Source organism: Rhizobium sp. F40D2 (assembly GCF_051810745.2).
Lineage (GTDB): Bacteria > Pseudomonadota > Alphaproteobacteria > Rhizobiales > Rhizobiaceae > Rhizobium.
On sequence record NZ_JBPWQX020000002.1, the window covers coordinates 562,694 to 579,641 of the forward strand.

At 61.2% G+C, this 16,948-nt stretch carries 16 protein-coding genes; 6 read left to right on the forward strand and 10 right to left on the reverse strand.

Going from position 1 to position 16,948, the window contains the following annotated elements; translation table 11 throughout:
- The 10 genes from ACS4RS_RS27355 to ACS4RS_RS27400 form a co-directional block, all read right to left on the reverse strand.
- On the reverse strand, nt 1–1,005 hold the full coding sequence (locus tag ACS4RS_RS27355; protein ID WP_439013153.1) for an ABC transporter permease subunit: 1,005 nt from the start codon (nt 1,003–1,005) through the stop codon (nt 1–3).
- Nucleotides 1,002–1,823 (reverse strand): ATP-binding cassette domain-containing protein, encoded by an 822-nt coding sequence (locus ACS4RS_RS27360; protein ID WP_439013154.1) that lies wholly within the window; start codon nt 1,821–1,823, stop codon nt 1,002–1,004. Before ACS4RS_RS27360 ends, ACS4RS_RS27355 begins: the two co-directional genes overlap by 4 nt.
- On the reverse strand, nt 1,820–2,773 hold the full coding sequence (locus ACS4RS_RS27365; protein WP_439013155.1) for a substrate-binding domain-containing protein: 954 nt from the start codon (nt 2,771–2,773) through the stop codon (nt 1,820–1,822). Before ACS4RS_RS27365 ends, ACS4RS_RS27360 begins: the two co-directional genes overlap by 4 nt.
- A gap of 38 nt (nt 2,774–2,811) precedes the next feature.
- A complete protein-coding gene (locus ACS4RS_RS27370) occupies nt 2,812–3,834 on the reverse strand; it encodes a LacI family DNA-binding transcriptional regulator (protein ID WP_449314048.1) in 1,023 nt (340 codons plus the stop codon).
- Nucleotides 3,835–4,090: 256 nt separating this feature from the next.
- Complete coding sequence (locus tag ACS4RS_RS27375) at nt 4,091–5,167, reverse strand: sn-glycerol-3-phosphate ABC transporter ATP-binding protein UgpC (RefSeq protein ID WP_439013157.1); 1,077 nt, start codon at nt 5,165–5,167, stop codon at nt 4,091–4,093.
- Between the two features lie 61 nt (nt 5,168–5,228).
- Nucleotides 5,229–6,116: a carbohydrate ABC transporter permease gene (locus tag ACS4RS_RS27380; protein ID WP_449314049.1), complete on the reverse strand. Its 888-nt coding sequence runs from the start codon at nt 6,114–6,116 to the stop codon at nt 5,229–5,231.
- Nucleotides 6,117–6,119: 3 nt separating this feature from the next.
- The gene (locus tag ACS4RS_RS27385; protein WP_439013158.1) at nt 6,120–7,028 is read right to left on the reverse strand and encodes an ABC transporter permease subunit; all 909 of its coding nucleotides are present in this window, start codon (nt 7,026–7,028) and stop codon (nt 6,120–6,122) included.
- A gap of 66 nt (nt 7,029–7,094) precedes the next feature.
- A complete protein-coding gene (locus tag ACS4RS_RS27390) occupies nt 7,095–8,357 on the reverse strand; it encodes an extracellular solute-binding protein (RefSeq protein ID WP_439013159.1) in 1,263 nt (420 codons plus the stop codon).
- A gap of 93 nt (nt 8,358–8,450) precedes the next feature.
- On the reverse strand, nt 8,451–9,362 hold the full coding sequence (locus ACS4RS_RS27395) for a TIM barrel protein (protein WP_439013160.1): 912 nt from the start codon (nt 9,360–9,362) through the stop codon (nt 8,451–8,453).
- Nucleotides 9,363–9,373: 11 nt separating this feature from the next.
- Entirely contained in the window at nt 9,374–10,408 is a 1,035-nt protein-coding gene (locus ACS4RS_RS27400) for a Gfo/Idh/MocA family oxidoreductase (RefSeq protein ID WP_439013161.1), read from the reverse strand.
- A gap of 215 nt (nt 10,409–10,623) precedes the next feature.
- Between ACS4RS_RS27400 and ACS4RS_RS27405 the strand changes: the two genes are divergently transcribed.
- The 6 genes from ACS4RS_RS27405 (at nt 10,624) to ACS4RS_RS27430 (ending at nt 16,920) form a co-directional block, all read left to right on the forward strand.
- Nucleotides 10,624–11,667: a substrate-binding domain-containing protein gene (locus tag ACS4RS_RS27405; protein WP_439013162.1), complete on the forward strand. Its 1,044-nt coding sequence runs from the start codon at nt 10,624–10,626 to the stop codon at nt 11,665–11,667.
- A gap of 215 nt (nt 11,668–11,882) precedes the next feature.
- Complete coding sequence (locus ACS4RS_RS27410; RefSeq protein ID WP_439013163.1) at nt 11,883–13,493, forward strand: ABC transporter substrate-binding protein; 1,611 nt, start codon at nt 11,883–11,885, stop codon at nt 13,491–13,493.
- Nucleotides 13,494–13,533: 40 nt separating this feature from the next.
- The gene (locus ACS4RS_RS27415) at nt 13,534–14,523 is read left to right on the forward strand and encodes an ABC transporter permease subunit (protein ID WP_439013164.1); all 990 of its coding nucleotides are present in this window, start codon (nt 13,534–13,536) and stop codon (nt 14,521–14,523) included.
- On the forward strand, nt 14,520–15,353 hold the full coding sequence (locus ACS4RS_RS27420) for an ABC transporter permease subunit (RefSeq protein WP_439013165.1): 834 nt from the start codon (nt 14,520–14,522) through the stop codon (nt 15,351–15,353). Before ACS4RS_RS27415 ends, ACS4RS_RS27420 begins: the two co-directional genes overlap by 4 nt.
- Nucleotides 15,350–16,144 carry an ATP-binding cassette domain-containing protein gene (locus ACS4RS_RS27425; RefSeq protein WP_439013167.1) on the forward strand — a complete coding sequence of 265 codons (795 nt, stop codon included), beginning with the start codon at nt 15,350–15,352 and terminating at the stop codon, nt 16,142–16,144. The genes ACS4RS_RS27420 and ACS4RS_RS27425 overlap by 4 nt, the downstream gene beginning before the upstream one ends.
- Complete coding sequence (locus tag ACS4RS_RS27430; RefSeq protein ID WP_439013168.1) at nt 16,141–16,920, forward strand: ATP-binding cassette domain-containing protein; 780 nt, start codon at nt 16,141–16,143, stop codon at nt 16,918–16,920. The genes ACS4RS_RS27425 and ACS4RS_RS27430 overlap by 4 nt, the downstream gene beginning before the upstream one ends.
- Nucleotides 16,921–16,948: the final 28 nt, after the last annotated feature.

Below are 16,948 nucleotides of genomic sequence, written 5' to 3' on the forward strand. Positions count from 1 at the left end.
TCATCCTTTCCTGCCCAACCCGAACCGGAAATTGGCCGTGAAGATGCGGGTGTTCAGCCAGATGGCGATGAGAATGATGGCACCGGTGACGATCTGGGTGAAGAATGGCGATATGTGCATCAAGATGAGGCCGTTGCCGATGACGGCGATGGTCAGCGTGCCGAGCACCGTGCCGAGGATGGTGCCGTGTCCGCCCATCAACGACGTTCCGCCGAGAACAACGGCGGCAATCACCTGCAGCTCGAAACCGACGGCGGCATTGGACGAGCCGGAGCCGAGCCGGGCGGCAATCAGCAGGCCGGCGACCGCGCAGGCGATCCCGGAGATGATGTAGACCGAGGCGATGATCCATTTGGCGGGCATTCCGACACGCCGCGCCGCTTCCATGTTGGAGCCGACCGCCACGACCTGCCGGCCGTATTTCGTCGCTGTGATGATCACATAGCCGAAAATGGCGATGATGAGGGCGATGACCGCGGGGATCGGGAAGCTGAGGATTTCGCCCCGGCCGAGCGCGAAGAAGCCAGGCGCATCCTTGATCGGGATGGAATAGCCCTGGGTCAGATAGAGCGCTAGGCCGCGCAGGATCGAGAGGCCGGCAAGCGTGACGATGAAGGCCGGAATGCCCTGATAGGCGACAAACCAGCCCTGAACCAGACCCATAAACGCGCCGAGCACCAGCATGCCGATGACCACGGACGGCCAGGGAATTCCCATCGTCATGACGATTGCCGCAACCGCATTGACGAGCGCGACCTGCGAGCCGACGGAGAGATCGATGCCTCCGGTAATGATGACGAAGGTCATGGCGATGGCGACGATCAGGATGGGGGCGGCCTGCCGGACGATGTTCAGGATGTTGCCGAGCGTGAAGAAGGTCTCGCTGCCGATCGAGAAGAAGATCAAGCAAGCCAGGAAGAAGATGGCGATCGACAGCACCTGCGCATGTTCGCCGAAGAAATCGGCGGCGCGCGAGCCGTGGCCGCGTTCCGTGTAAGCTGTCATTGCCTGGCTCCTTCACCGACGATCAAATGGACGAGATCCTCGAGGTTGGTGCTGCCGATCTGCCGCTCGGCCACCTTCGTGCCCTCATACATCACCGCAATGCGATCGCAGACCCGGAAGAGATCCTGCAGCCGGTGGGTGATGAGGATCACCGAGACCCCGTTCGCCTTGACGCGGTTGATCAATGCGAGAACCGCTTCGACCTCGGCAACGGCAAGTGCCGATGTCGGCTCGTCCATGATCAGCACCTTCGGCTTGAAGGAGGCCGCGCGCGCGATGGCGATCGCCTGACGCTGTCCGCCGGACAGCTGGGCGACCTTGCCGGTCAGTCTCGGGATGCGGATTTCCAGCGAATCCAGCATCTTGCGGGCTTCGGACAGCATCGTCCGCGTGTCGAGAAACGGGCCGCGGCTGAGTTCGCGGCCGAGAAAGAGATTGCCGACGACATCGATGTGGTCGCAGAGACTGAGATCCTGGAACACCATTTCGATGTTCCTGCCGCGCGCATCCGCGGGGCCGGAGAAGCGGACCTCCTCGCCTTCCATGGTGATCGTGCCGGCATCGGGAATGTAGGTTCCCGAGATTATTTTCGTCAGTGTCGACTTGCCGGCGGCATTATCGCCGACGAGGCCCAGGCATTCGCCGGGGAAGATGTCGAGGTCGACGCCGCGTAGCGCCTGGTGCGAGCCGAAGGACTTGCGGATACCGCGCAGCGAGACGCGCGGACCGGATCGGGTGCCGCCGGATGTTCCGGTTCCGGAGGGCACGTGCCCTCCGGAACCGGCGGCAGCAATTTGATACTGTCCGCTTTCGATCATTTGAAAACGGCCCGGTACGGTTCGACATTCTCCTTGGTCACGATGGTGATTGGCACCGAGATCGTCTTGGTGATGGCCTCGCCGGCCGAGGCCTTCACCAGCGCATCGACGGCGGCAGCGCCCATCGCGGCCGGATCCTGCTGGACCACGGCGACGACGAAGCCGGCATCGATGCCGGCAATGGCTTCGGCAGTCAGATCCCAGCCGAATACCTTGATCTTATCCTGCTTTCCCTGGCTCTGGACAGCAGCGATCGCCCCCATCAGCGCCGGCTCGCCAGTAGCGTAGATCGCCGTCAGGTCGGGATTGGCCGTGATCAGGTTCTCGGCCGCTGCAAGGGCGTTGTCCTGGATGTTCTGGCCGTCGACGACGCCGGCCATTTCGATGCCGTCGACGCCTTTCAAGGTCTTCTCGAAGCCGTCCTGGCGGATGTTCTGGATGAACGAGTTCAATGCGCCGACAACGCCGAGCTTGGCCTTGCCGCCCATGTTCGCCTTGACGTAGTCGAGAAAGTATTTGCCCATGTCGGCGCCGGCCGCGGCGTTGTCGACGCCGATCTGCGCTTTCTGCGGCCCTTCCGGCAGGATGGCGTCGATGGCAACGACAGGAATGCCGGCATCGGCCGCCTGCTTGACCGCCGGCATGATGCCATTGACGTCGATCGCCACGACGGCAAGACCCGAGACCTTTTCCTGGATGTAGGTTTCGATCGCGCTGTTTTGCGCGGTCGTCTCGTTGTTGGCGTTGAAGATCACAAGTTTGACGCCAGCGGCGTCGGCTGCCTTTTGGGCGCCCTCATTCATCTGATTGAAGAAAAGCGCCTGCTGGTTGATCTGCACCAGTGCGACGGTCTTCTTCTCCTGCGCCTGGGCGCCGGACAGACCGATGAAGGTCAATGCGGTGAAGCCGGCGGCTACGATCATCGTTCGTCTTGTCAAGTTCAGTGTCATGTTCTCATCCTCTTTTGGTTTTCTGACGTTGCTGTTTTTTATTTCGCGGGCGGCGCAACGGAGTTCCGCACCACGATTTCGACAGGCACCAGTTCCTCCGAAGCGGATGGTTTCCACTCGTGCCAATTGGTTTCCAGAAGCAGCTCCAGCGACCGCCGGCCGATCTGGCGGACGGGCTGGCGGATCGCTGTCAGCGGCGGTGCAAAAAGATGAAGCGGACCGACATCGTCGAAGCCGATGACCGAGATATCAGCAGGGATCGAGACGCCTCGGCTCCCGAACACCTCGACCAGCCCAATGGCGATCTCGTCGGAACTGGCGAAGATCGCGGTCGCCTTTCGGTCTCCCGAGAGATATTCGAGCGCAGCCGCACGGCCGTATTCGATCGTATATTCTCCGGCGAAGCGATCGGCCCGGGCCACTTCGCCATGTCGTTCCTTAAGAGCCTTCAGCAGGCCGTCATAACGCCTGCGGGCGCTGATCATGCGCTTGTCACCTCCGATGAACAAGACATGCCGGTGGCCCTTTGCGGCCAAGTGCTGACCAGCCAGATAACCCCCTTGCTCATTGTCGCAGAACAGCTTCGGGGCCTTCGGATCGGGAATGTCCTCATCGACGATGATGACCTTGCCGGTGCCGTTGATGAGGGCGGCAAGCGCGCCGTCGTCGGGGTGGTTGGTGACGAAGATAAGACCGTCGACGTGATTGCGCTCGATCAACTGCAGATATTCGATCTCGCGCCCCGGCCGGTTGAGCGTGGCATGCAGCGAGACGGCGAGTTTCTTTTCGTCGGCCGCCTGCTCGACGGCGGCGACGAGGGTCGCGAAGAAGGGATTGGCGATATCGGGCACGACAAGGCCGATCGTGTCGGAGCGCCCCCTGCTCAGGCGGCGCGCATGCGGGTTCGGCCGGTAATTCAGCGTCTTGATCGCGTCCTCGATGCGCTTCTTTGTCTGGAAGGGTAGGTCGAGGCTTCCGTTGACGAAACGGGACACAGTGGTGACCGAGACGCTGGCGGCGGCCGCAACATCCTTCAAGCTCGGCGTCGTTCCCTTGGCCATTGATCCGGTCCATTGTAAAGCGGTTTAGTAAATCGCTTTACAAGACAATATCGAATGCTCCTCGTTGTCAACAGCGATGAAGATGCGGGATGTATTTTTCTATAAGCCGATCGAAGCTCGATCGGACGGCTCAGACGCTCGTCGGGACGCGCTTGTGGTGCAGCCAGCCTCGGGCGGTGTGTACGAGACTTGGCTCGACGCCCTCGCCCAAGTTCGATTTATGACAAATCCGAACCAGCAGGCTGCTTGGCCGCTTTTATATGACGTGGTCCGTCGATGCATCGAAGAGATGGATCTGGGCCGGATCGACAGAAACTCCGATCATGTCTCCTGACTTGACCCTGTCGCGGCGCGTCTCGACGATTGTCAATTCCGGCTGGGTCTCCGCGACGATGAAGGTCGACGAGCCGGTCGATTCGACGAAGGAGATCGGCACGTCGAAGCTGCCATGACCCGGCTCGACGACGCCGACATGTTCCGGCCGGATGCCGGCGATGAGCTTGCGCCCGGGCTCGACGGCGCGCGATATCGCAAGCGTCTCTTTCACCGCGCCGAAATCCAGGATCAGGCTCTTTCCATCTTCGGCGACGATCGCGGGAATGAAATTCATTGCCGGCGAACCGATGAAACCGGCAACGAACCGGTTGGCCGGCCGGTCGTAGAGTTCAAGCGGCGCGCCCTGTTGTTCGATGATGCCGTCGCGCATCACCACCACATGGTCGGCCATCGTCATCGCTTCGACCTGATCGTGGGTAACGTAGACGAAGGTGGCGCCCAGCCGGTCGTGCAGGGCGCGGATTTCCTTGCGCATCGAGACACGTAGCGCGGCATCAAGGTTGGAAAGCGGCTCGTCGAACAGGAATGCCTGGGGGTTGCGGATAATGGCGCGGCCCATGGCGACGCGCTGCCGTTGGCCCCCGGAAAGCTGGCGCGGATAACGGTCGAGCAACCGGGAAAGACCGGTGATCACAGCGACTTCCTCGGCTTTCTGTTTTGCCTCAGCCTTAGGGACACCGTGCATTTTCAGCGAATAGGTCAGGTTCTGTTCCACCGTCATATGCGGATAGAGGGCGTAACTTTGAAAAACCATGGCGATATCGCGCGCCCGCGGTGGCACGTCGTTCATCACCTCGCCGGCAATCTTCAGCGTCCCACCGGTAATTTTTTCCAGCCCGGCAAGCGAACGGAGCAACGTGGACTTGCCGCATCCGGACGGACCGACCAGCGCGACGAACGTGCCCTTGGGAATTGAAAGGTTGACGTTCTTAAGCGCGTGAAAGGCGCCGTAGTGCTTTTCGACGCCCAAGAGTTCGATTTGGATTTCCTGGCTCATATCGAAAACCTTGCTGGTCCCCAACCGGGACCGATGAGATGGTCAAGGGTGAAAAACGTCGTCATTTGACTGCTCCGGCGGCGATGCCGCGCGTTAACGTGCGCTGGAAGATCAAGAAGAAGATCACGGTCGGTATTATACCGAGGAAAGCCGCCGAGGCCTGCAGCACCGGGTCCGACATGTTCTGACCGCGGGTGAGGCCCATGGCGACCGAGACCGTCTGGTTGTTGTTGGACACCAGCATGACGAGCGGGATCAAGAATTCGTTCCAAGTCCAGATGAAAAAGAACGTTCCCAGGACCATGAGCGTCGGGCGCAGCATCGGGACGACTACGAACCACAGCGTTTTCCAGTGGGTCGAGCCATCCATCTCTGCCGCTTCGAGGATTTCCCTGGGAAAAGTACGCAGCACCGTCGAGAGCAGGTAAGTCCCGAAAGCGCTTTGCAGGACCGCGAAAATGATGATCACGGAAAGCTGCGTATCGTAGAGGCCGCTCGCTTTCGCCATATAGTAAAGCGGGTAAATGATGGACTCCTGCGGCACCATAATGCCTAGAAGAAAGACCACCAAAATGACGCGCGAGCCGGGCACCCTGCCGACCCCAATCGCATAGGCGTTGAACAGGCTTATCAGTACCCCCAACACCGACACAGCAAGACTGATCACCAGGCTGTTGAGCAGCTTGCGGCTGAAATCAGACGCCGTCCAGAATTTCTCGATCGCCGCGAGATCGATCGACCGGGGAATCGAAAGCGGTCCGCCGACTGCGTATTCGGCGCTCGCCTTGACGGCGTTGAGCAGAGCAAGGAAAAAGGGAAAGAGCGTAAAGGCAAGGAGTAGAACAAGGATGGCCAGCACCACCCACCGCATCGGATCGCGTCGCGCGCGATAGGCTGCCGCCGTCGCCTTGGCCTTGGTCGTACCATCGCTGAGAACTGAGTATGCCATGATCTACTCCTTCGACTCCTGCCGGCTCTGGAAGCGTAGGAAAATAACGGCCAAAGCGATCGTCAAAGTCGTTTGCACGACTGCGATGGCTGCGGCATAGCCGACGCGTTGTGTTGTGAAGAAGTGGTAGTAAGTCAGATAGGATGGCACGAGGGTGGAATTGTCGGGGCCGCCGGCGGTGATGACAAAGATTGGCGCAAAGACTTTAAGCGCTGCGATCAGCGTGGTCAGCACAACGACGAAAATCTCCGGCGCTAGAAGCGGAATAGTGATCGTAACCAGCCGGCTCCACCAGTTTGCCCCATCGAGCTCGGCAGCCTCGTAGAGAGAAGGCTCGATGCGCGAAAGACCGGCCATGAAAACCACCAGACAATAGCCGACTTGTATCCAGACAATGACGAGCGAGACGGCAGCAAGCGCGTATGTCGCATCGCCGATCCAGTTCTGGGCGAGACTATCAAGGCCGATGGCCTTCAGCGTGATGTTGATGACACCGACGGGGTTGAGAATCCAACCCCAGAGCACGCCCGCCACAGTTACGGGCAGAATCTGCGGTAAGTAAAAACCGGCCCTGAAGAAGCTCGAGACCCATTCCCCGAATTGGTCCCTGACGTAGTCGAACAGCAGAGCGGCCAGCACCAGGCCGATGCAAACCGGTATTACGGTCATCGAGACGATGAACAGCAGCGTGTGATACATCGATCCCCAGAATTGATCGTCCGTCAGCAGGCGATGATAATTCTGCAGGCCGACCGGTCGCGGCGTGCCAACGCCTTTCCATGCCGTGAAGCTCAGCCCGAGATTAGCAAGCTGCGGTATGAGCACGATCAGAATGAAGCCGATCGCCCCCGGGATGAGGTACAGGCTATAGGTTTGTAAACCGTCGCTCGATCGCTGGCTGGATATGGCCATATCATTCTTCCTTCAGCCTCCGATAATGGGCTGCGCCAGAGGCGCAGCCCAGCGTTCCAGGGCGCGTTACTGATTTTCCTGCGCGTCGTCGTAAACCTGCTTGATCTGTTCGACGAACTGCTCCGCAGTCAGACTGCCCTGGAAGAGACCGGTGTCTTTCTGATTGAGCACGTCGTAGTAGCCGGGGACCGGCCAGTCAGGATAGAAGCCGAGGCCGCTTTTGTCAGAGATCTGCTTGAAAACCGCTGCGGCGTTCTTGCCGATGGGGTTGGTGATGGCGGAAAGATCAGCGGCGATCGGCACGCCGCCGGCATTGCCGAGTTCAGCTTGGTACTTCGGCGACAAGGTCAGGCTGATCCACTCGGCGGCGAGATCCGGATTCTTGCTACCCTTGGGAACGACCCAAAGGTTTCCTGTCGAGCCGACCGAATATTTCGGCGTCGGAATTACGAACTGACCCCACTTGAAGTCCTTGATGGTCGAGGCGAATGTGCCGAGATTCCACGTGCCCGAGACGTACATCGGCGCCTTGCCGGACGTGAAGAGCAGAGCCGCGTCCGGGTCCTTCATGCCCGTGGAGTCCTTGTTGATGTAGCCCTTGCTGACCCAGTCGACCAATGTCTGCGCCGCATAGAGGTAGGGCGCGCCGTCGAGGGGAGCCTTTAAACCCTGATAATTCTGGACCCAGGCATCATCGGCCTTGGTATAGGCGAGAGAGGCAAGCAAGTGCTGGCCACTGGTATCGATGGCGCCGAGCGCGAGAGGCGTGAGACCCTTCTCTTTGAAGGCTTCCATGTCGGCGACCCACTCTTCCAGCGTCGTCGGCGGCTTGAGGCCTGCCTTTTCGAACATGTCAATATTGTAGAAGCACGAAACATATTCGCCGAAGACCGAGACGCCCCAAACAGGGCCGGAGCCATAGATGCCCTTTTCGTCATACCGGCTTAGGACAAAATCGCCTTCGTTAAGGATCTTATCCCAGCCTTCCTTCTTCACATAAGCATCCAGATTGGTCAGCAATCCCTGGCTTGCAACCAAGCCGGCGGTCGCATTGCCCTTGTTGTACTCGAGCACGTCGGGGGCCTGATCGGAATTAAGGATCATGCCGCCTGAGGCTTGCAACTGCTGAAAGGTCTTCTGCTCGAAGCTGACGTTGACGTCTGGATGTTTCTCCTTGAACTCCTCGAGCGCTTTCTTCCAGACAATGCCCTGAGCCGTGGTCGGCTCCTCGAACCACCAGATCTTGAAGGTCTTCTGTTCGGCATGGCCGATTGATGTCATCAGCATCGCCGTGCCGAGTGCAAGCGTAAGTCTCGCAATTCTTTTCATGCTTTCCTCCCAAAAAAGCGGCTGCGCCGCGAAAAGACCAAGTTAGTCAGTCATGGGGCCCCGCCGGGCCTCCCAGCCCGGCGGGGCCTTACCTTAGGCGGTCGATGAGGGGTCGACAACGAATTCTCCGCCCCGGCATTTCTTCAGATAGTTGAGCCCGTGAACCTGGCCGGTCATTTCAAGCGCGTCGCGATAGACCGGGTCGTGCCAGCCTTCGATGTCGATCGAGCCGGACCAGCCGGCAAGCCGCAACTCGGAAATGATGTCGGTCCAGTTGCTGTCGCCGAAGCCCGGCGTGCGCATGAAGACGAATTTTTCCTTGCCGAAAATGCCGTGCTCCTTGATGACCTCCCAGCGGATGGTCGCGTCTTTGCCGTGGACGTGGAAGAATTTGTGCGCCCATTTGCGGATCTGCGGCATGGGGTCGATCAGATAGACCATCTGATGGCACGGCTCCCATTCCAGCCCGATATGATCATCCGGCGTCTCGTTGAAGATCAGTTCCCAGGCATCCGGATTATGGGCGATGTTCCAGTCGCCGCTCTCCCAGTTGCCGTCCATGGCGCAATTTTCGAAGGCGATCTTGACGCCCTTGTCGGCGGCGCGCTTGGCAAGCTCGCTCCAGATCTGCTTGTAACGCCCCAGGCTGTCGGTCAGCGGCTTGCCGCGGACGCGGCCGGTGAAGCCGGCAACGCAGGTCGCGCCGAAATGATGGGCATTGTCGATGCAGTCCTTCCAGCCTTGCAGGGTCTCGAGGTCGATGGCGCTGTCTTCCAGCGGATTGCCGAACATGCCGAGCGTTGAAATGGTAATGTCGCGGTCGCCGATCGCGTCAAGGCAGCGTTTGCCGAGCTCGGCAAGGTTCTGGCCCTTGGTCGTTTGCCAGAAGAAGGGTTCGAAGCTTTCGAAGCCCATGTCGGCGATCTCGCCGATGCGCGTCGCGGCATCGCCGTTGTTGCCGCTGACCATGGTGCCGATGCGAATGGATTTTGCAGGGTTGCTCACGTCACGTCATCCTATGCTGAAATTTCGATACGCTTGCCGGTCTTGGCGCTTTCGATCGCGCCGAAGACCATGGCGAGGCTTCTGATATTGTCGGAATTGACCGTTTCGGGCTGTTTGCCGGTGCGGATTGCGGCGATGAAGTCGGCGATGACGCTGGCGTGGCCGTGGGTTTCCGCGTCATGTTCCGGGCCGGGAACGTTTACGGAAGCGGAGCCGCGCAAAAGGCTAGGTTCCTCAGCTGCGACAGTCGCGTTGAAATTCTCCTCGCCGTCCCAGGTCAGCATGCCCTTCGAGCCGACGAGGCGCCACTGGCTTTCCCAGCTGGTGCGCTCGCCTTCGGCGCACCAGGAGCCGCGATAGGTGAAGACGATATCGTCGGAAAATTCGAAGATGGCATTGGCCGAAGCGCCGTGCCGGTACCACGACCCCTTCGGATTGCGCTCGACGCAATAAACGGCAAGCGGCTTGCGGTCGGCGACGTACCGGGCGGCATCGAAAGTGTGGATCGCCATGTCGAGGAGCAGCACATTGTCCATTTCCTCGCGGAAACCGCCGAAATGCGGTGCGAGAAAAAAGTCGCAATGGATGCCGGTGAGTTCGCCGATCGCGCCGCTGTCGACGAAGCGGCGCAGGCGCCGGATGCCGGAGATGAAACGGCGGTTCTGGATGACGGCGTGGATGCGGCCGGTTTGCGCGGCAAGTTCGATCAGCGCGGCCCCCTCGACGAGCGATGCGGCCATCGGCTTTTCGCTAAGCACATGGCAGCCGGCCTTGAGCGCCGTCGAAACCACATCATAACGGGCGGCCGGGATGACGATGTCGAAGACCAGCTCGGCCTTGGTGGCGGCGATGACCTCGGACAGATCCGAACCGATGGCGGCGCTCTCGAGGCCGAACTCGGCGGCAAGCTTTTCCGCCGTCTCGCGGTTGAGGTCGACGAGGCCGACGATGGCAATGGAGTCAGCCAGTTGAGGATTGGACGCGATGGCGCGCAACCAACCTTTGGACATAGCTCCGCACCCGCACAGAATAGCACTGAATTTCACGACTTCCTCCAGGGAATGGCGCCAACTCTCCTCGTGACACGCACTCCGTAAACGTTTACGAATGTTGGCGGAAACATTTTGCGATGTCAAGAGACGCCAAATACGAAATTGCGGACCCAGATCCGGATGGATCTAAATCAGAGAAGGAGAGCATGATGTCGTCTGAAAACCGCGCAGTTTTCGGACGACATCATGCTCCAGGAAAAACGCGGCCGATGAGGGGGATTCGCCAGCTTGCCGAACACTTGGATATTTCGATCGGCACGGTCTCCCGGGCGCTGAACGGCAAGCCCGATGTCAACGAGGAAACCCGGAAGCGTGTGCTGGCGGCGGCCGAGGAACTCGGCTACGTCGCCAACCAGTCGGGACGGAGTCTCAGGCAAGGCGAGACGAAGGTAATCGGGCTGATGATCGAATCCAGCATGGAGGCGGTCGAAAATGCCGACAACTTCTTCCTCGGCGTCACCAGCGGCCTGCAAAGCGTCTTTGCCCGCCACAAACTCGACCTGATCATGCTGCCTTGCCCGAGCGACGAGGATCCGCGAGAATATCTGAGGCGCATCGTGGCGCGCCGTATCGTCGATGCGATGATCATCTCGAATACGCAGCGCCTCGACCGGCGCATCGATCTTCTGTCACGGGCAAAGATCCCCTTCATCGCGGTCGGCCGGAGCCTTTCCCCAGGCAATTTCCCTTGGATCGACCTCGATTTTGAAGGCGTGGCCGAACGCGCCGTCGATCGGCTGGTCGCGCGCGGCCACCGCCGGATCGCGATCACGGCGCCGTCGAGCGAGGTCAACCTCGGCTATATCTTTCTCGACAGCTATCGCCGCGCACTCGCGCGGCACGGTATCGCCTTCGACCCGTCGCTCGTCATCCGCGTCAAGTCGAGTGAACAGGGCGGCTACCAGGCGGCTCATGAACTGCTGCTGCTCGAACAGCGGCCGACAGCGGTGATCCTGATCTACGAGCTGATGGCAATCGGCCTTTACCGCCGTTTGATGGAATCAGGCGTTATGCCTGGCCGCGACATTGCGGTGATCGGCTTCCGTGACGCGCCGCGAGCGCGGTTCCTGCAGCCCTCGCTCAGTTGCTTCCGCATGTCGCTCTATGATCTTGGCGTTGCGCTCGCACGGGCGCTTCTCGCCAATATGCCGGCCTATCGCAAATTCTATCCGGATGAAGGCAGCAATATCGTGTGGCCTCTTGAACTGATCGCGGGGGAAAGTGACGCGTTTCAGCAAGGGGTCATGGCCTGAGCGCCGTGGATCGACTTTCTGCAGGGACGCCGTGGCCCCGTCTTACAACGGCTTGCGTCCGACTGGTTGGCATGGCTTGCTGAAGCGAATGCGCGACAGGGTTTCCGGCGCGAAAAAATATCCCCGCGGCCAGCCCATTCAAACTTAATATCTGTCGCAATGATCTGTTTGGCTGGAATATAGTGTTGCGAATTGGTCGCCGAACAGGAGAGGTCATGACCGTACCAGCTATCTCGCGGCGCACGCTGATGAAGGGCGCTGCCCTGCTCCTTTCCTCGTCGGCGCTCGCCCGCCAGGCGCTGGCGCAGGCCGCGCCCGCCGGCGGCCGGCTGATCGTTGCGGCCGATACCGAGCCGAAGAACCTCAACCCTGCCATCGTCGCCTCGAACGGGGTCTTTTTCATCGCCAGCAAGGTGATCGAACCGCTGGCCGAAGCCTCGTACGACGGCAAGGACGGGCTTGCGCCGCGCCTTGCCACCGCCTGGGAAGGTTCGGCGGACGGTCTCTCCGTCACCTTCAAGCTGCGCGACGGCGTCACCTGGCACGACGGCAAGCCATTCACCTCTCTCGACGTCGCCTTCTCCGCGCTCAACATCTGGAAGCCGCTGCAGAATCTCGGCCGCCTGGTCTTTGCCAATCTCGAAGCCGTCGATACGCCTGACGACTACACCGCCATTTTCCGTTTCTCCAAGCCGACGCCGTTCCAGCTCATCCGCAACGCCCTGCCCGTCGTCACCAGCGTCGTCGCCAAGCACATCTTCGACGGCAATGATATCGCCACGAACCCGGCCAACAACAAGCTCGTCGGCACCGGTCCGTTCAAATTCGCCGAATACAAGCCCGGCGAATATTACCGGCTGACGCGCAATGAGAGTTACTGGGACAAGGACCAGCCGAAGCTCGACGAGATCATCTTCCGTGTGCTGCCCGACCGGGCGTCGGCGGGAGCGGCGCTCGAAGCCGATGAAATCCATCTCGCCGCGTTCTCGGCCGTGCCGCTGGCCGATCTCGACCGCATCTCGAAAGTCGACGGTATCAAGGTGATCTCCAAGGGGTATGAGGCCTTGACCTATCAGCTCGTCGTCGAGATCAATCACCGCCGCAAGGAGCTCGCCGACCTCAGGGTCCGTCAGGCGATCGCGCAGGCGATCGACAAGAAATTCGTGGTCGATACGATCTTCCTCGGTTACGCCGCCGCCTCCACAGGCCCGGTGCCGAAGAATGCGCCGGAGTTCTATACATCCGATGTCACGACCTATGATTTCAACCCCGCGGCCGCCAACGATATTCTCGACAAGGCGGGGTACAAACAACGAGCGGACGGCAACCGCTTCAAGCTGAAGCTTCGTCCTGCACCCTATTTCAACGAGACCCGCCAGTTCGGCGATTATCTCCGCCAGGCGCTCGCGGTGATCGGCATCGATGCCGAGATCGTCAATGCCGACGCGGCTGCCCATCAAAAGGCTGTTTATACGGACCACGATTTCGACCTCGCTGTCGGGCCGCCGGTCTTCCGCGGCGATCCGGCGATCTCCACCACCATTCTCGTCCAATCCGGCACGCCGGATGGTGTGCTCTTCTCCAACCAGGGCGGCTACGTCAATCCGGAGCTCGACAAGATCATCAAGCAGGCCTCCGAGACCGTCGATACGACGGCGCGCACCGATCTCTACCGCAAGTTCCAGCAACTCGTCGCCGCCGATCTGCCGCTGATCAACGTCGCGGAATGGGGCTTCATCACCGTTGCCAGCGACACCGTGCTCAACGTTTCCGAAAATCCACGCTGGGCCGTCTCGAACTGGGGCGATACCGCGCTGCAGTCGTGATAGGATCGGCGGCAATTCTCTTCCAGAGGCCCTGTCCGGCGTGAAACGTGCAATCATCCTCTTGAGGCGCAGGGCGATCAGCAGCATTCCGGTGCTGTTGATCGTGGTGATCTTCACTTTTTTCCTGCTCGAATCCGCCTCGGGCGATGCCGTCGATGCCTATCTCGGCGCAATCGGCGGCGGCGATGCGACACTCAGGCAGTCGCTGCGCGAGAGCTACGGCCTCGACCAATCCATGTTCGCCCGCCTCTGGCTCTATCTTTCCTCGCTAGTGCGCTTCGATCTCGGCTGGTCGGTCGCCTTCGGCCGGCCGGTTGGCGAACTCATCGCCGAACGCCTGCCCAACACGCTGCTGTTGATGGGAAGTGCGACGGCGCTTTCCTTCGGCCTCGGCTCGGCACTCGGCATTCTTGCCGGGGCGCGGCCGGGAACCTGGCGCGACCGGCTGCTGTCGATCGGTTCGCTGATAGTCTATGCCATTCCGAGCTTCTGGCTTGGCCTCGTCCTCAGCATTGCCTTTTCGGTCAAGCTGCGCTGGTTTCCGATCGCCGGCATCGAGACGATCGCTTCCGGCAAGACAGGATTTTCCCGCGCCCTTGACATTGCGGATCATCTGGTTCTGCCGGTTGGCGCACTTGCCTTGATCTATCTCGCCTTGTTTCTGCGGGTTATGCGCGCCGGCATGGTCGAGGTCTGGAAATTGGATTTCGTCCTTTTCGCCCGCGCCAAAGGCCTGTCTCGCAGCCGGATCGTGCTGCGACATGTCGCGCGCAATGCGCTGCTGCCGCTCGTCACCATGCTCGGGCTGCAATCGGCGGCCATGCTCGGCGGCAGCGTCGTCATCGAAAGCGTCTTTGCGATCCCGGGTTTCGGGCGCTTGGCTCAGGAGGCGGTCAACGGCCGCGACGCACCCTTGTTGATGGGCATTATCGTCACCAGCGCCGTTCTTGTCATTTCGGTCAATTTCCTCGTCGATCTCGTCTATGCCGCGCTCGACCCGCGCATCGGCGCTTCGGAGGGCGGCGCATGAGCCGTCTCCGTCGCCTCCTCAGCACGCCGGAAGGCACGGTTGGGCTTGCAATCCTTGTCATCCTGCTTCTGATCGGGTTGCTGGCACCCATCATCTCGCCGGGCGATCCGCTGAGAATTGCCGGCCGGGCGCTGCTGCCGCCATTCACCGATCCAGCCTTTCCGCTCGGCACGGATCGCCTTGGCCGCGACCTGCTTGCCGGCCTGATTTATGGTGCGCGCACCTCGCTTGCCGTCGGCCTCGCGGCGGCCTTTTCGGCGATGATCCTCGGCGTCTGTGTCGGCATGGCGGCGGGTTTTGCCGGCGGGATCGTCGACGAAGCGCTGATGCGCTTGGTCGACGCTTTCCAGATCGTGCCGGCCTTCCTGCTTGCGCTTGCCTTCGTCAGCGCCATCGGCGTCTCGACACCGGTCGTCGTGCTTGCCATCGCGCTCGGCGCCTGGGCCGATCCGGCGCGGCTGACGCGGGCGCAGGTGCTTGCCATTCGCGAGCAGGATTATATCGCCTCCGCAAGGGTGATCGGCATGCATCCCGCAGAGATCGCCTTCCGGGAAATCCTGCCGAACGCGCTGCCGCCGGTGTTGGCGCTTTCCGCTACCATCGTCGCCGGGGCGATCCTCACCGAAGCGGCGCTTTCCTTTCTTGGCCTCGGCAATCCGAATATCGCCACCTGGGGTTCGATGATCGCCGAGGGCCGCAGCGTGCTGCGCTCGGCCGCCTATCTCTCCGTCCTGCCGGGCGCAGCACTTGCCGTGACAGTGCTCGGTGTGCATCTCTTCAGCGAGGGTCTCGGCAAGGCGCTTGGCGATGACGGCGGGAGGGCGGCATGAGCGGCATTTTCTGCAGCCTCCGGCAGCTTTCGGTCTCCTATGGGCGCGGTAGGAACAGTGCCGCCGCGCTCGATCGTATCGATCTCGATATCAAGACTGGCGAAAGGCTGGCGATCATCGGCGAAAGCGGCTCCGGCAAGAGCACGCTTGCCCGGGCGCTCGCCGGCCTGCTGCCTGAGGGAACGAAGGTCGGTGGCGAGATGCTCTGGCCCGCCCTCGGCTACCTGCCCCGCCCGGGTCGCGATTTCGGCTTCGTCTTCCAGGATCCGGGCACAAGTCTTAATCCCGTCCTGACGATCGGCGAGCAGATCGCCGAAGGCGCCAGGCGCCATCTCGGCCTCAGCTGGAAACAGGCCTCACTCAGAGCCGAGGAACTGCTCGGGCGGGTGCGGATGCCTGAGCCGGACAAGGTGATGCGGGCCTTTCCGCACCAGCTTTCCGGCGGCCAGCGCCAGCGCGTGGCGATCGCAGCGGCAATCGCGGCAAGGCCTGCGCTGTTGATCGCCGACGAAGCGACGAGCGCCCTTGACGTCGTGGTCCAGGCCGAGATCGTCCGCCTGCTCGACGGGCTGGTGCGCGAGGACGGCATGACGTTGCTCTTCATCACCCATGACATCGCGCTTGCCTCCGGCTTCGTCGACCGCATCGCCGTCTTCCACAATGCGCGCCTCGTCGAGGCGGGCCCCGTGCATTCTGTGCTTTCGGCGCCCGAAAGCGGCTATACCGCGGCTCTCATCGCCAGCCATCGCGACCTTGCGACGCCGCCGTTGATCGCGGAGTTATCCTCATGAGCCCGCTGCTTTCCATCGAAAACATCTCGAAGGGCTTTTCGTCGGCAGGCCGCCGGGTCGCGGCCCTCGACAATATCTCGCTGACGATCGCAGCGGGGGAAATACTCGGTCTGGTCGGCGCCTCCGGCAGCGGAAAATCGACGCTGTCGCGCATCCTGCTGCGGCTTCTCTCCAGTGATGCCGGTGCGATCCGCTTCGAAGGAGAGGATTGGCTGACACTGAAGGGGGCTGCCCTGCGCCGCAGACGGGCGCGCATGCAGATGGTCTTCCAGGATCCGCTGGCGGCATTCAACCCGCTGGCGACTGTCGGTTCGGTGCTCGATGATCCCTTGCGCATCCACGGCGTCGTGTCGAATGACCGGCGTGCCGGCGAAATCGTGACGCTCCTCGAGCGTGTCGGCCTCACCGCCGACCATGCCGACCGGCCGGTTCGTGCTCTGTCCGGCGGTCAGCGCCAGCGTGTCGCGATTGCCCGGGCGATCGCGACACGGCCGTCGCTGCTGGTGCTCGACGAGGCAATCTCGGCGCTCGACGTCACCGTGCGCGGCCGGATCCTCGAATTTCTGGTCGATCTGCAGAAACAACAGGGCATTGCCTGTCTGTTCATTTCGCACGATCTTGCCGTGGTCCGCGCCGTCTCCCACCGCATCGCCGTCATGGATAGCGGGCGGATCGTCGAGACCGGCCCGGCAGCGGCTGTCGTTGTCGCGCCGCAATCCGAGGCGGCCCGCGCCATTGTTGCAGCCGTCCCTCGTCTCGTGAGCGACCCCTCCTGAAGGAGAAGAAGATGCCTATGTTCGATCA

Coding starts and splice junctions, on each gene's coding strand:
- ACS4RS_RS27380 (WP_449314049.1), bottom strand. CDS start 6,116: ATGGCATACTCAGTTCTCAGCGATGGTACGACCAAGGCCAAGGCGACG.
- ACS4RS_RS27390 (WP_439013159.1), bottom strand. CDS start 8,357: ATGAAAAGAATTGCGAGACTTACGCTTGCACTCGGCACGGCGATGCTG.
- ACS4RS_RS27375 (WP_439013157.1), bottom strand. CDS start 5,167: ATGAGCCAGGAAATCCAAATCGAACTCTTGGGCGTCGAAAAGCACTAC.
- ACS4RS_RS27420 (WP_439013165.1), top strand. CDS start 14,520: ATGAGCCGTCTCCGTCGCCTCCTCAGCACGCCGGAAGGCACGGTTGGG.
- ACS4RS_RS27365 (WP_439013155.1), bottom strand. CDS start 2,773: ATGACACTGAACTTGACAAGACGAACGATGATCGTAGCCGCCGGCTTC.
- ACS4RS_RS27355 (WP_439013153.1), bottom strand. CDS start 1,005: ATGACAGCTTACACGGAACGCGGCCACGGCTCGCGCGCCGCCGATTTC.
- ACS4RS_RS27360 (WP_439013154.1), bottom strand. CDS start 1,823: ATGATCGAAAGCGGACAGTATCAAATTGCTGCCGCCGGTTCCGGAGGG.
- ACS4RS_RS27370 (WP_449314048.1), bottom strand. CDS start 3,834: ATGGCCAAGGGAACGACGCCGAGCTTGAAGGATGTTGCGGCCGCCGCC.
- ACS4RS_RS27430 (WP_439013168.1), top strand. CDS start 16,141: ATGAGCCCGCTGCTTTCCATCGAAAACATCTCGAAGGGCTTTTCGTCG.
- ACS4RS_RS27425 (WP_439013167.1), top strand. CDS start 15,350: ATGAGCGGCATTTTCTGCAGCCTCCGGCAGCTTTCGGTCTCCTATGGG.
- ACS4RS_RS27410 (WP_439013163.1), top strand. CDS start 11,883: ATGACCGTACCAGCTATCTCGCGGCGCACGCTGATGAAGGGCGCTGCC.
- ACS4RS_RS27385 (WP_439013158.1), bottom strand. CDS start 7,028: ATGGCCATATCCAGCCAGCGATCGAGCGACGGTTTACAAACCTATAGC.
- ACS4RS_RS27405 (WP_439013162.1), top strand. CDS start 10,624: ATGAGGGGGATTCGCCAGCTTGCCGAACACTTGGATATTTCGATCGGC.